The sequence below is a fragment of the Deinococcus sp. AB2017081 genome, from assembly GCF_034440735.1.
In the GTDB taxonomy this organism is placed as follows: Bacteria; Deinococcota; Deinococci; order Deinococcales; family Deinococcaceae; genus Deinococcus; species Deinococcus rufus.
On the sequence record NZ_CP140098.1, the window covers coordinates 2045240 to 2058019 of the forward strand.

Below are 12780 nucleotides of genomic sequence, written 5' to 3' on the forward strand. Positions count from 1 at the left end.
CACAGTTGGCCGAGCCGTGTGTTACAACAGGCCCTGATGCCCACACTGCGCCGACTGCTCACCTCCGTCTTCTCCCTGGGTCTCGCCGCGACCGGACTGGCCGGCGCGGCAGAGCTCAAGCTGGGTCTGAACACCTCGGCCGGGCTGGGTTGCCCGGTCGTGGCCGGTCGGCTCGGCATTCAGGCGGATAGGTTCGGCGTGTACGGACAGGTCGGCTACTGCTCCAGCAACGTGCAGGGCCAGAGCGGCAGTGCCACCTTCGGCGGTGGCGTGAGCTTCGACGTGTTCACGACGTCCAATGTGACCACCTATGCCCTGGTTGGCGGCGATGTCCAGGACGGCAATGCGGTGCTGCACGGCGACCTGGGCCTGCGCTATGGCGTCGCCCTGTTTCCCGTGGAGGGGTACCTGGAAGCCGGAGTGCAGCGGACGACCACGGCCCTGGGCCCGGTGCTCGGGCCCCGTATCGCGCTGGGGGTCACGTACCGCATGAACCTCGGCGACGTCCAGGGCAGCGTTCCTGCGCCGCTCACGCTGGACGATGGCACGACGCCCGACACCTACTCCGGCGCCGCCCCCGCAGAATGCAAGCTGACGCAGGAGCAGGACATCGCCTCGGCGCGGGCGACTGCGTCAGGGGCCGCCAACGAGGGGCTGTCGGCGGCCGCGAACTCGGTGCGGGCGGCGTACAGCGATATCTCCTACACGGTGACGATCACGAACGTCAGCATCAACGGCAACTCGGCGCGGGTCGCGGGCCAGGTCAAGGTCAGCGCCACCCAGCGGTCGACCGGAGAGCGGGTCAGCGGGACGTACGGCGGCACGGTCAGCCTCGTCCGTGACGGCTGTGGGTGGCGGGCAACCGGCTACACCCGCAGCTGAGGGCTGCCGCCCCGGCACGTCGCGTCAGCGGTGCTGGGTGTGATACTCGGCGTTCGGGACAAATCCCAGAGCGCCGCTCACCCGGTTGGTCAGGTTGAACATCCCGACGACCTGCACGAGTTCCAGAATCGCGTGGTCGTCCAGGCCGACCTGCCGCAGCGTCTCCAGATCGTCCTGGGTCATCTCGGCCGGCCGGAGCGTCAGTTTCTCGGCATACGCGCACAGGGCGGTCTGCCGGGCGTCCAGCCGGGCATGCCGCCAGTTCACGGCGATGGTGTCGGCTTTCAGCGGATCGTCCAGCAGGCCGCGCAGCGCAGCCCCGTGCGAGACCTCGCAGTACACGCAGCGGTTGGCGGCGCTGACCACCACGGCCAGCATCTCCCGCTCGGCCGGACTGAGGTGACCCTCGCGGTTGACCAGCAGGTTGAAGTACGCCCACCACGCGAGAAACTGCTCACCGTTCAGCGCCTGCGCCCGGAAGACGTTCGGCACGAAGCCCAGGGCTTCACTGGACTTCTGCCACAGTCTGAGCACACCCTCGGGCGCGGACGACGTGTCCGGCACGGCCAGCCAGGAGATGTCGGTCATGAGGCCCACAGCCTACGACACGGGGCAGGCCACAGGCACGCAGACGCGGCTCCCGGAATCGCCTCCGGGAGCCGCCGTGTGGTCCGTCCTTACTTCTTCGGCTCGTCGGCCACCGCGCCGGTCACGCCGGGCACGACCCAGGCCATGCTGTTCAGCTCACCGATGCTGGCGACCTTGCCGGCCGGCACGCGCAGGAAGCCGTTGCGATCCTTGATCGGGCCGGTGAAGGGATCGAACTTCCCGCCGGATTCCATGGTGGCCTTGAGCTGCATGACACGGTCATACACGCTGACCTGCTTGCCCGCCACGGTGATGGTCTTCGCCTTGAGGGCCGGCACCCATTTGGGATTGATCGCCATGCCGTCCTGGGCACCCAGCTCGACGCTGCCGCCGCGCAGCAGGTTCCAGTAGTCCACCTTGTCGAGGTTCTTGGTGGTATAGGTGCCGTTGCGCACCTTGGTCAGGACGTCGATGTAGATCTTGTCCCAGTGCACCAGCTGACCGCTGACCACGTAGTCCGGCGCGAACTTGTACATGGGCGTGTAGTGCGCGAACACCGGCACCTTGCGGGCCCCGGCGGTCTGCACCACCGTCGCGGTGTCCTCGGTGAAGGCCAGTGCCCCCGCGCCCTCACTGATCAGGGCCTCGGCGGCCTCGCGGGCCTTGTTGGGATCGAACCACGCATTGATCCACTTCACACTGACGGTCGCGGCCGGGTTCACGGCGCGTGCCCCCAGGGCGAAGGCGCTGATGTGGCGCTTGAGTTCGGGCACGGGGAAGGCCGCCACGTAGCCCAGTTTTGGCGACTTGCTCACGGCCGCGGCCATCATGCCGTTGAGGTAGTACAGCTGGTAGAAGTCGGCCATGTAGGTGCCCATGTTGGGTGCCCGCTTGAAGCCGCTGGCATGCAGGAACATCACGTTCGGATATTTCTTGGCGGCCTCCAGCGTCTGATCCATGAAGCCGAAGGAGGTCGTGAAGATCACCTTGCAGCTGTCCTTGACCAGCTTGTCGATCACGGGCATGGCCTGACCCTCGGCCACGCTCTCGACGTAGCGGGTCTCCAGCCAGGGCAGCGCCTTCTCGGCACTCTTGCGGGCGACGTCGTGGGCATAGGTCCAGCCGATATCGCCGACCGGGCCGACGTACACGAAGCACGCGCGGAGCTTGGCGTCGGTCTGGGCACGGGCTGGAGCGGCGGCGGTCGAGAGCAGGGCGAGGGTCACGGGCAGGGCGGTCAGCAGGGTCTTGTTCATGAAAAGCCTCCGGGTGCGTGGGGACGCTTTCATTGTGCCGTGCGGCAGCCGAAACGCAAAGGGCAAGGAGCAGGCGCGCCGGCCAAGAGCGCAGACGTGCCCGAGACGACGGTGAGCTGATCCAAACCGCGCCAGACTCCGTATACCTTCACGAGAGGTTCCGTTCACGCCACGAGTTGATCGACAGGAGAACGCCATGCCCGAATCCGATGATCCGAAGGACACCACCACCGGTCGCCGCGCCTTCCTGCGCAACGCAGGCCTGTTCACCGTCACGGCTGCTGGCCTCGGGGGCGGTCTGGAGCTGCTGACGCGCCGCCCCGGTGCCGGCAGCGCCGAGGCGCAGGGCACCGCCTTTGTCCGACCGAAGCGCCCGCTGGGCCCATACGACACGAGCGAGGCCGTGACACCGTGGGAACAGGCGACCACCTACAACAACTTCTACGAGTTCGGCACCGACAAGGGCGATCCGGCCCGGATGGCGGCCAGTCTGAAGCCCCGGCCCTGGACGGTGAAGATCGACGGTGAGGTCAAGAGGCCCCAGACGGTCGACATCGACACCCTGCAGGGCTGGTTCCCGCTGGAAGACCGGGTGTACCGCATGCGCTGCGTGGAGGGCTGGAGCATGGTCATGCCGTGGCTGGGCTTCTCGCTGGCGGCCCTGATCCGCCGGCTGGAGCCCACCAGCAAGGCGAAGTACGTGCAGTTCACATCGCTGTACGACCCGAAACAGTTCCCCGGTCAGCGCGGCACTGTCCTTGACTGGCCGTATGTGGAGGGGCTGCGGCTGGACGAGGCGCTGCACCCGCTGGCATTCATGGCGGTCGGCCTGGACGGCCGGGTGCTGCCGGGTCAGAACGGTGCGCCGCTGCGCCTGGTCGTGCCGTGGAAGTACGGCTTCAAGAACATCAAGAGCATCGTGCGGATCACGCTGACGGCGCAGCAGCCGAAGACCACGTGGGCCCTGGCCGCGCCGGACGAATACGGCTTCTACGCCAACGTGAACCCGGCCGTGCCGCATCCCCGCTGGAGCCAGGCGACCGAACGGCGGATCGGGGAACTGGGCCGCCGTCCGACCCTGCCCTTCAACGGCTACGCGGATCAGGTGGCCGGACTGTACAGGGGCATGGATCTGCGCCGGAACTTCTGATGTCGGCGCGGTCGCCTGGCCCACGCGCCACCGCCCGCCCGGCCCGGCCCCTGCCGTGGCTGGTGCCGGCCGTCACCGTGGGTGGACTGGTGCCGGCCGTGATGCTCGTGCAGGACGCGCTGACCGGAGCCCTGGGGGCCAACCCGATCCAGCGCGCCACCCTGCAGACCGGTCTGCTGACCCTGGCGCTGCTGGTGCTGTCGCTGGCATGTACACCGCTGCGGCTCGTGACCGGCTGGACCTGGCCCGCCCGGATCCGCAAGGCGCTGGGGCTGCTCGCGTTCGGGTACGGCGTCCTGCACTTCGGGATCTATCTGCTCGACCACGGCTTCAACCTGGGCCAGATCACGGAAGACGTGCTGGAGCGCCCCTTCGTCACGGCCGGGTTCACCGCCCTGCTGCTGCTCGTGCCGCTGGCACTGACGAGCCGCAGGGATTCGGTGCGGCGGCTGGGGTTCGAGCGCTGGACGCGTCTGCACCGTCTGGTCTATGCGGCGGTGAGCGTGGGAACGCTGCACTACTACTGGGGCGTGAAGAAGGATCACACGCCGCCGCTGATCTACGCAGCGGTCATCGCCGTCCTGTTCGTGATCCGCTGGGTGGCCCGCCGGCCCCGTCGGCAGGGGAGGGCGGGAGCGGGGCGGGCAGCAGGCTAGACCTTGCTCAGCGCGCCTTCGGTGTGGGCGGTTCTCTTGCCGTCCACCTCGACGATGTACCTCGGATCATCCCTGCTGGCGCGGTAGTGGAAGCCGCTGACCTCGCCGTCCTCGTGGGCGATCTTCACGACCCTGCCCTCGGCGTGTGAGCCGTGGCTCTGCCAGCGCACCGTGTCCCCGACCCTGATCGTCATGCGCCGAGCATAGGTTCGGGGCGGCATGGACGGCACCAACGGCGCTTGAGACGGCCTTGAGGCTTGCTGCTACCGCTCGCCGCGAACGTATGCCCGGCCCAGGCCGGCCGGGGCTGATCCCGCCTGTCCGCGTCGTCCGGCCAGGGCCAGGACGATCAGCACCAGCACGAAGGGCATGGCGCTGAAGACCTCGGTCGGGATGGGGCTGTTGCCCTGCAGGCGGAACTGGAGGTAGTACAGGACACCGAAGAACAGGGCGCCGGCCACGGCCCGCAGCGGATTCCACGCGACGAAGATCACCAGCGCCACCGCGATCCAGCCCAGCCCGCCCACCATGTTGTCGGTCCACGAGGAGCGGTACGACAGCGCCAGGAACGCGCCGCCCAGTCCGCCCAGCGCCCCGCCGCCCAGCACCGCCAGCGCCCGCACGAGGCCGACATTGACGCCCAGCACGTCGGCGGCGGCCGGGTTCTCGCCCACGGACCGCAGCGTCAGGCCGGCGCGGGTGGAATTCAGGTAGAACGCCAGGAGTCCCGCCAGCAGCAGCGCTCCGACCGTGAAGGGACTGATGGTGAAGCTGCCGAGCGTCCAGTCCGGCACCTTGTTGAACAGCGGCAGGCCCTCGTACTTCTTGCCCAGCAGCCCCGCCGCACCGGTGCCGATCAGGGCCAGCGCCAGGCCCGACACGAACTGGTTGGCCCGCAGCGTGACGGTCGCCAGCGCGTGCAGCGCGCACAGGGCCGCGCCGGCCAGCATGGACGCGCCCACGGCGGCCCACAGGCTCGCGTCCGGAGCGCTGCTCGCCACCGCGAAGGCCGCGAGCGCCCCCACGGCCATGACCCCCTCCATACCCAGGTTCACGATGCCTGCCCGCTCGTTGACCACCGCTCCCAGGCTGGCCAGCAGCAGCGGCGTCCCCACCGCCAGCGCCCGCACCAGCGCCTCGACCACGACGTTATCCATGCTGACGCTCCCGGTTCCCGGTGCCCTGCCGTCTGCCGTCTGCCATCTGCTGTCTGCCCTCTACCCTCTGCATCACTTCCCCCACACCACGCGGTGCCGTACGAAGACCTCGGAGGCGATCAGGCACAGCAGGATCACGCCACTGAACACATCGACCACGCGGAAGGGCATGTTCAGGTCGATTTTGAGCAGGTCGCCGCCGGCCAGGATCACGCCCATCAGCGGGGCGGTGACCAGACACAGGGCCGGGTTGCCCCGCGCCAGCCACGCCACGATCACGCCGGTGAAGCCGTAGCCCAGCGACAGCTGCCCGGCTTCCAGCAGGCGGTGGTGGATGCCCGCCACCTCGCCCGCGCCGGCCAGTCCGGCGGCGCCCCCGGTGATCAGGGCGACCACGGTGGCAATGCCGGCTGCGTTCAGGCCGGCATAGCGGGCCGCGCCCGGATTCTCACCCACGACCCGCAGCGCGTAGCCCAGCGTCGAGCGCGACAGCAGCCACTGCAGCCCCAGCGCGACGGCGATCCCCAGCAGCAGGGTCGGCCAGTGCACCTGCGTGCCCGGCAGGGTCGGCAGATACCCCGCCTGCGGGATGGTGTCGGTGTAGATATACCCGCGCACGTCCTTTCCCTTCCAGGGCCCGGCGATCAGGTACGTGACCAGTGCCACCGCCACGTAGTTCAGCATCAGGGTGGACAGGATCTCGTTCACGTTCAGGCGGCGCAGCCACGCCGCGATCCCGGCCCACAGCCCTCCGCCCAGGATTCCCATGACGAACATGGCAGGCACGAGCAGCGGCCCCGGCAGCGGCAAGAACAGCGCCGTGCCCGCCGCGGACACCGCGCCCAGCAGTAGCTGTCCCTCTGCGCCGATGTTGAAGAACTGGGCGCGGAAGGCCAGCGCCAGCCCCGAGCCGATCAGCAGCAGCGGGATGGTGCGTCGCCCCACCTCGGCCAGGCCGGTCGCGTCGCCTAGGGTGCCGCGCAGCATCGAGCCGTACACCGCGCCGGGAGACACGCCGTATACCGCGAAGACCACAGCGCACACGGCCAGCGCCACGACCACCGCGCCCAGCGTGACCAGCGCTGACCGCGCGGCCGTGGTTGCGGGCAGCGCCACAAAGCGCATCACGCCGCGCCCCCGCCGACCACGCCCGGCTCCGCGCCGGGCAGCGAGTGCGGGTGTGCTCCGCCCATCAGCAGACCCAGCGACTCGCGCGTGACCTCGTGTACCGGGAACGGCCCCAGCAGCGACCCGCCGACCATCACGCCGACGCGGTCCGACAGGCTGAGCAGTTCGTCCAGATCCTCGCTGACCAGCAGCACGCCCGCGCCGCCCTGCGTACGCTCCAGCAGCACGCGGTGCACCTGATCGGTCGCGCCGATGTCCAGGCCGTAGGTTGGGTGCACGGCCAGGATCAGTTTCGGTGACCCGGCCAGTTCCCGCGCCAGGATCAGTTTCTGGATGTTGCCGCCGCTGAGCAGCCGGCTGGGGGTGTGGATGCCGGGCGTGGCGACGTCGTAGGCCGCGACCTCGCGCCGGGCCAGGTCGTCCACCTGCCCCAGGTCACGGGCCAGCCCGCGCGCCAGGGGCGGCTGGTCGTACTGCCGCAGCGCCACGTTCTCGGCCACGGTCATGCTGGGCACGGTGCCCGAGTGGATGCGGTCCTCTGGGATGTGGGCCACGCCGGCGCGGAAGCGGGCCTGAGCACCAGCGGGTAGCGGCACGCCGTCGAGGGACACCGTGCCCGTGGCCGGGTGCAGACCCGCGAGCACCTCGACCAGCTCGCTCTGGCCGTTCCCGGCGATGCCCGCCACGCCCAGCACCTCGCCCCGCGCCACGTCGAAGCTCACGCCGCGCAGCGCGGGCAGGCCGCGTGATCCGGTCGCCGCCAGGTCGCGCACGGCCAGCAGCGTGTCCCTGCCAGTCGTCCCGGTGCCGCGCTTGCGCGTGAAGTCCACCGAGCGCCCGACCATCAGCTCGGCCAGGCTCTCGCGGGTCGCGCCCGCCGTGGGCACGCCGCCCACGACCTTGCCGCGCCGCAGCACGGTCACGCGGTCCGCGATGTCCAGCACCTCGTCCAGCTTGTGCGAGATGAAGATCAGCGAGCGGCCGTCCTGTCGCAGCTCGCGCATCACGCGGAACAGGCCCTGCGCCTCCTGGGGCGTCAGCACCGAGGTCGGCTCGTCCAGGATCAGCACCCGCGCCCCACCCAGCAGCGCCCGGACGATCTCGACCCGCTGCTTCTCGCCGGGCGACAGCTCCGAGACCCGCGCCGCCGGATCGACTTCCAGCCCGTAGCGGCCGGACAGCTCGCGGATCCGGGCCGCCACGCCGCGCGCCGGGAACAGCGCCGCGCCGCTGCCCAGCGCGAGGTTCTCCGCGACCGTGTGCCGCGCCACCAGCAGCGGGTGCTGCGGCACCAGCCCGATCCCCAGGGCGCGGGCCTGGGCTGGGCTGCCGATCCGTACGGGCTTCCCGGCCAGTTCGACGGTGCCCTCGTCGGGCTGGTACAGGCCGTACAGGATCGAGATCAGGGTGCTCTTGCCGGCCCCGTTCTCGCCGAGCAGGGCCAGCACCTCGCCGGCGTGCAGGATCACATCGACACTGTCGTTCGCGACCACACCCGGAAAGCGTTTCGTGATGCCCCGCAGGTGCAGGGCCGGAGGGGGGGCGGCGCTCATGCCATGTATCCTGACAGCACTTTCGCCCGGCGCACAGGCCCATGACGACCGGGGGCGACCTCCGGCGTGAAGCCCCCCCGAAGGTTCCCTGACCGGACCGTCACACGGACGGCCGATACTGGGGCCATGACGTCCGGCACCACCCCGGCCGGCCAGGCCAGCACGGCCCTGGTTACGGCCCGTTTTCTCAGGATGCTCAGCATCGTGCTGGAGCAGCTCGACGCCGTGCGCGACGCCGATGTGCGGGCCGAGTATGCCGGCCTCACCGCACGGGCCCGCGTGCTGGAACGGGAGACGGACGCCCTGGAGCGCGAGATCGAGGACACCTGCCTGCACGCCTTCGCCGCCGGCCTGAGTGAACCGGAACTCGCCTTCCACCTGATGGTCTTCCGGTCGCTGACCAACCTGGAACGTGTCGGTGACTACGCCTTCACCGTGGCCCGCGACCTGGAGACCTTCGCGCCGCGTGTGCGCTCAGCCACGTTGCAGGACGCGCTGCCCATCGTGCGGCTGCTGTCACAGATGGTCGAGCGGCTGTCGTATGCGTTTGCCGAGCGCGACGTGGCGGCGGCCCGTGAGGTCATGCACCTGGATTTCGAGCAGGTCGACGCCCTGTACGAGCAGATGCAGCGGGCCAGCCTGACCCGCCTGCTGGAGCGCCCCGAGGACACCGAGGTCGCCCTGATCGCCGGCCGCATGGCCCGCAATCTCGAGCGGCTGGGCGACCACCTCGTGAACGTCGCGGAGCGGCTGGAGACCCTGGTGGTGCGGCCCACGCTGCCGCTGCACTGAACCGGCCGGGGCGAGACCCGCGCCGCGGAGCCGTCCTGCCGGAAACGTCCGTGTAGCGGCCCGGCGCTAGACTGCCGGGCATGACCCTCACCGACCTGCCCCGCTGGCGGACGACCGACCTGTACAGCGGTCTGGATGACCCGGCGCTCGCGGCCGATCTGAAAGCGCTTTCCTCCGACGTCGAGGCCCTCGGCACGCTCCTGGACACGCTCGAGATCCGCAAGGACGGGGCCGCAGTCACGCCGGATCGTCTGGACGCGGCCCTGAACGCCATGAATGGCGTGTACAGCCGTGGGGCCACCATCCGGGCGTACCTCTCCGCCTTCGTCTCGACCGACAGCCGCAACGCGCCGGCCCAGGGCCTGATGTCCGCCCTGACCACCACCACGCTGCCGCTCGGCCCGCTGCGCTCGCGCGTGACGGCGTGGATCGGGGCGCTGGACGGTGACGCGCTGGACGCCCTGGCCGGGGCCTCGGACACGGCGCGGGAGCACGCGCACCTGCTGCGCCGCTCGGCCGACTATGCCCGCCACCAGATGACGCCAGACGAGGAGGATCTCGCGGCCCGGCTGCGGCCCTGTGGGGCCGGCGGCTGGGCGAAACTGCACGGCAACGTCAGTTCTGTGCTCACCGGGACGTTCCGTGGACAGACGCTGCCGGTGACGGCCCTGCGTGCCCTGGCGACCGACCCGGACGGAACGGTGCGCCAGGACGCCTTCGAGGCCGAGATCGCGGCGTGGAAGGGAACCGAGGTCGTCATGGCCGCGTGCCTGAATGGGGTCAAGGGCGAGGAGGGCACCCTGGCCGCGCGGCGCGGCTTCACCGATCCGGTCGGGCCGAGCCTGCTCAGCCACGGCATCGATGCCCAGACGCTGGCCGCCATGCAGGGGGCGGTCGTGCGCTCGCTGCCGGACTTCCGGCGCTACTTTGCCGCCAAGGCCCGCGTCCTGGGCAAGCCAGCCCTGGACTGGTGGGATCTGTTCGCTCCGGTGGGCCGCAGCGACACGCACTGGGCCTACGACGCCGGCACCCGCTTCGTCGAGGAGCAGTTCCGCGCGTACAGCGTGACCCTGGGCGACTTCGCGGCCCGCGCCTTCCGGGAGGGCTGGATCGACGCCGGCCCCCGCGACGGCAAGCGCAGCGGCGCATTCTGTATGCGCTGGGACGGTGACCGCAGCCGCATCCTGATGAACCACGACCCCAGCCTGGACTCGGTGAGTACCCTGGCACACGAACTGGGGCACGCGTACCACAACGTGCAGCTGGCCCACCTGCCCCCCCTGCAGCGCGAGACCCCCATGACCCTGGCCGAAACGGCCAGCATCTTCTGCGAGACCATCATCCAGAACGCCGCGTTGGAGCGCGCCAGCGGCGAGGAGCGCCTGTACGCGCTGGAGACGCAGCTGCTCGGGCACGCGCAGGTCGTCGTGGACATCCACAGCCGCTTCCTGTTCGAGCGGGCCGTGTACGAGAAGCGGGCCGAACGTGACCTGAACCCGCAGGAGTTCGTGGAACTCATGACCTGGGCACAGCGCGAGACCTACGGCGACGCGGTCGGCACCCTGCACCCGTACATGTGGGCGGTCAAGGGCCACTACTACGGCCTGCCGTTCTACAACTATCCGTACACCTTCGGCCTGCTGTTCGGTCTGGGCCTGTATGCCCAGTACCACGCGGCGCGCCAGCAGGGCGAGGCCGCCGTGCGGGACTTCCAGCGCCGCTACGACGACCTGCTGTCCAGCACCGGTCAGGCGACCCCCCTGGAACTCGCCGCCACCTTCGGTATCGACCTGCACGCCCCGGACTTCTGGGAGGGCAGCCTGGACGTGATCCGGCGCCAGATCGCGGCGTACGAGGCGCTGACGGCGTAGACAGCAGACAGCAGAGGACGCCTGTGATCGTCACCCTCTGCTCTCTGCCCTCTGCGGGCGCGTCGGCGCCCTATCGCACCTTGAGATCCTGATCCAGCCACGTCAGGACGCGCTCGCGGCCAAACGGCCAGACCTGCACGGTGGCGGCCTGGGCGGCCTCCTGTACGAATTCCGGCAGGGGGCCACGGTTCTTCGGGGTGACGTTCCAGGTGGGGGCGTCGTGGGGCAGGCCCGCCAGTTCGCGTGCCCGCTGGAGGCCCAGCCGGAGGTCGCCCAGTTCGTCCACCAGACCGCGTTCCAGGGCGTCCGCGCCGCTCCAGATGCGGCCCCGGCCCAGTTCGTTCACACGCTCCTGCGTGAGCCCCCGGCCTTCCGCCACGCGGGAGGTGAAGCGGTCGTAGACCTCCTCGATCCCGCGCTCGACGTGATTGCGCTCCTCGTCGGTGTACTTCCGGCTGGCCGAGTACAGCAGGGCGCTGCTGCGGCCGACCCGCTCGGGGTTCAGGCCGTGGCGGCGGTTGAATTCGGTCAGCACCGGCTTGCCCGTGACCACGCCGATGCTGCCGGTCAGGGTGTACGGGCTGGCCACGATGTGCTTCGCGTGCGTGGCGACGTAGTATCCGCCGCTGGCGGCGTACTCGCCCATCACGACGACCACGGGTTTACTGCTGCGCTGCACCTCGCGCCACATCAGGTCGCTCGCCAGGGCACTGCCCCCGCCGGAGTTCACATACAGCACGATCGCCTTCGTGGCCTTGTCGTCCACGGCCCGCTTCAGGGCGGCGACCACGGTATCTGACCCGGCCTGCGGGCCGCCCAGCAGTGGCAGGGGCAGCGGGTTGGTGCGGCTCTTACCGGTCACGATGGTACCGATCACAGGTACGACCGCCACCCGCCCGGCTTTAGGGTTGCTGGGCCTCGCGGGCACCAGCCAGTCCACGATCGCCATCATGGGCTGCGTGGCCGGGCCAACCAGTTCGTCCTCGTAGGCCACGCGGGTGATCAGGCCGGCGTCCAGCGCCCCCTGGGCACTGGTGATGGTGCCCGACAGCCACCCGGCTGCCACGCTGGCCTCCACGCCTCGCGCCTGCGCCATGTCCTGCACCCACGCGCCCTCCAGCCCGTCCAGATAGGCCTGGAGCTGCTCGCGATTGGCGTCGTCCATGTGCTCCTGCGAGAAGCGCGTCAGGGCCGCCTTGTACTCACGGATACGCAGATTCTCGAACTCGATGCCGCGCTTCTTCAGGAATTCGCCCAGGAAGGTGGGCTCGACCGCGAAGCCGCCCAGCATCACGTCGGCCGACTCGGGCGCAGCAATTTCTTTCGCGCCACTGGCCGCGATCATGCTGGTCATGGTCAGCTGCGGCACGAAGGCCACCACGCGCTTCGTCTCGTTCAGGGAGGCCAGCAGATTGCGGATGGCGTGCGCGGTCGCGGGGGACGCCGTGAACTCGCTGATCTTCACCAGGACACCATGCAGCCAGTCCGCCCCGCGCAGCTTCTCGATGCGGGCCTCCAGCGCCTCCAGCGTGTCGGTGCGGTTCAGGAGCGCCTGGAGGGGGGTGGACGGCTGCCGTTCGGGGTACGCGCCAGTCACGTCCAGCACCACCCAGGTCGGCCGCGTCACGCCATTCGGGAGGCCTCCAGAGGACTTGATCAGGTCAGGCAGGGAAAAGAGGGGCATATGCGTACGGTACGCGCCGTGCCTCCGCCGGGTTCCGACGGCATCACGTTTCGTGGTTCATGG

At 69.9% G+C, this 12780-nt stretch carries 12 protein-coding genes; 5 read left to right on the plus strand and 7 right to left on the minus strand.

The genetic code is table 11. The features are described 5' to 3' along the window. The first annotated feature begins 36 nt into the window (after positions 1-36). Positions 37-882, plus strand: coding sequence for a hypothetical protein (locus tag U2P90_RS09825; protein ID WP_322471960.1), 846 nt, complete (start codon positions 37-39; stop codon positions 880-882). Between the two features lie 24 nt (positions 883-906). Here the strand turns inward: U2P90_RS09825 and U2P90_RS09830 are convergent, their stop codons facing one another. Then, a complete protein-coding gene (locus U2P90_RS09830; RefSeq protein WP_295818522.1) occupies positions 907-1470 on the minus strand; it encodes a peroxidase-related enzyme in 564 nt (187 codons plus the stop codon). 89 nt (positions 1471-1559) lie between these two features. Beyond that, positions 1560-2726 (minus strand): BMP family ABC transporter substrate-binding protein, encoded by a 1167-nt coding sequence (locus tag U2P90_RS09835; RefSeq protein ID WP_295818520.1) that lies wholly within the window; start codon positions 2724-2726, stop codon positions 1560-1562. A 196-nt stretch (positions 2727-2922) separates the two neighbouring features. Between U2P90_RS09835 and msrP the strand changes: the two genes are divergently transcribed. Next, entirely contained in the window at positions 2923-3876 is a 954-nt protein-coding gene (gene msrP / locus U2P90_RS09840) for a protein-methionine-sulfoxide reductase catalytic subunit MsrP (protein ID WP_295818518.1), read from the plus strand. After that, on the plus strand, positions 3876-4532 hold the full coding sequence (locus U2P90_RS09845) for a protein-methionine-sulfoxide reductase heme-binding subunit MsrQ (RefSeq protein WP_322471961.1): 657 nt from the start codon (positions 3876-3878) through the stop codon (positions 4530-4532). Before msrP ends, U2P90_RS09845 begins: the two co-directional genes overlap by 1 nt. On the opposite strand, the gene U2P90_RS09850 is transcribed toward U2P90_RS09845, so the two are convergent. From U2P90_RS09850 to U2P90_RS09865, 4 genes are all read right to left on the minus strand, one after another. Next, positions 4529-4726, minus strand: coding sequence for a DUF2945 domain-containing protein (locus U2P90_RS09850; RefSeq protein ID WP_295818515.1), 198 nt, complete (start codon positions 4724-4726; stop codon positions 4529-4531). The genes U2P90_RS09845 and U2P90_RS09850 overlap by 4 nt on opposite strands. Before the next feature lie 69 nt (positions 4727-4795). Next, a complete protein-coding gene (locus tag U2P90_RS09855) occupies positions 4796-5689 on the minus strand; it encodes an ABC transporter permease (RefSeq protein ID WP_295818513.1) in 894 nt (297 codons plus the stop codon). Positions 5690-5761: 72 nt separating this feature from the next. Next, entirely contained in the window at positions 5762-6814 is a 1053-nt protein-coding gene (locus U2P90_RS09860) for an ABC transporter permease (RefSeq protein WP_322474689.1), read from the minus strand. Further along, on the minus strand, positions 6814-8370 hold the full coding sequence (locus tag U2P90_RS09865; RefSeq protein WP_322471962.1) for an ABC transporter ATP-binding protein: 1557 nt from the start codon (positions 8368-8370) through the stop codon (positions 6814-6816). The genes U2P90_RS09860 and U2P90_RS09865 overlap by 1 nt, the downstream gene beginning before the upstream one ends. 126 nt (positions 8371-8496) lie before the next feature. Between U2P90_RS09865 and U2P90_RS09870 the strand changes: the two genes are divergently transcribed. Both U2P90_RS09870 and U2P90_RS09875 read left to right on the plus strand, forming a co-directional pair. Next, positions 8497-9162, plus strand: a complete 666-nt coding sequence (locus U2P90_RS09870) for a phosphate signaling complex PhoU family protein (RefSeq protein ID WP_322471963.1) — start codon at positions 8497-8499, stop codon at positions 9160-9162. Positions 9163-9242: 80 nt separating this feature from the next. Beyond that, entirely contained in the window at positions 9243-11033 is a 1791-nt protein-coding gene (locus U2P90_RS09875) for a M3 family oligoendopeptidase (protein ID WP_322471964.1), read from the plus strand. Between the two features lie 70 nt (positions 11034-11103). Here U2P90_RS09875 and sppA read toward each other — a convergent pair whose 3' ends face one another. Then, positions 11104-12717, minus strand: a complete 1614-nt coding sequence (gene sppA, locus U2P90_RS09880; RefSeq protein ID WP_322471965.1) for a signal peptide peptidase SppA — start codon at positions 12715-12717, stop codon at positions 11104-11106. Positions 12718-12780 lie beyond the last annotated feature (63 nt).

What these genes read in the sequence shown, in the direction of transcription:
- U2P90_RS09825 (WP_322471960.1), top strand. Translation starts at nt 37, where the DNA reads ATGCCCACACTGCGCCGACTGCTCACCTCCGTCTTCTCCCTGGGTCTC.
- U2P90_RS09830 (WP_295818522.1), bottom strand. Translation starts at nt 1,470, where the DNA reads ATGACCGACATCTCCTGGCTGGCCGTGCCGGACACGTCGTCCGCGCCC.
- U2P90_RS09835 (WP_295818520.1), bottom strand. Translation starts at nt 2,726, where the DNA reads ATGAACAAGACCCTGCTGACCGCCCTGCCCGTGACCCTCGCCCTGCTC.
- msrP (WP_295818518.1), top strand. Translation starts at nt 2,923, where the DNA reads ATGCCCGAATCCGATGATCCGAAGGACACCACCACCGGTCGCCGCGCC.
- U2P90_RS09845 (WP_322471961.1), top strand. Translation starts at nt 3,876, where the DNA reads ATGTCGGCGCGGTCGCCTGGCCCACGCGCCACCGCCCGCCCGGCCCGG.
- U2P90_RS09850 (WP_295818515.1), bottom strand. Translation starts at nt 4,726, where the DNA reads ATGACGATCAGGGTCGGGGACACGGTGCGCTGGCAGAGCCACGGCTCA.
- U2P90_RS09855 (WP_295818513.1), bottom strand. Translation starts at nt 5,689, where the DNA reads ATGGATAACGTCGTGGTCGAGGCGCTGGTGCGGGCGCTGGCGGTGGGG.
- U2P90_RS09860 (WP_322474689.1), bottom strand. Translation starts at nt 6,814, where the DNA reads ATGCGCTTTGTGGCGCTGCCCGCAACCACGGCCGCGCGGTCAGCGCTG.
- U2P90_RS09865 (WP_322471962.1), bottom strand. Translation starts at nt 8,370, where the DNA reads ATGAGCGCCGCCCCCCCTCCGGCCCTGCACCTGCGGGGCATCACGAAA.
- U2P90_RS09870 (WP_322471963.1), top strand. Translation starts at nt 8,497, where the DNA reads ATGACGTCCGGCACCACCCCGGCCGGCCAGGCCAGCACGGCCCTGGTT.
- U2P90_RS09875 (WP_322471964.1), top strand. Translation starts at nt 9,243, where the DNA reads ATGACCCTCACCGACCTGCCCCGCTGGCGGACGACCGACCTGTACAGC.
- sppA (WP_322471965.1), bottom strand. Translation starts at nt 12,717, where the DNA reads ATGCCCCTCTTTTCCCTGCCTGACCTGATCAAGTCCTCTGGAGGCCTC.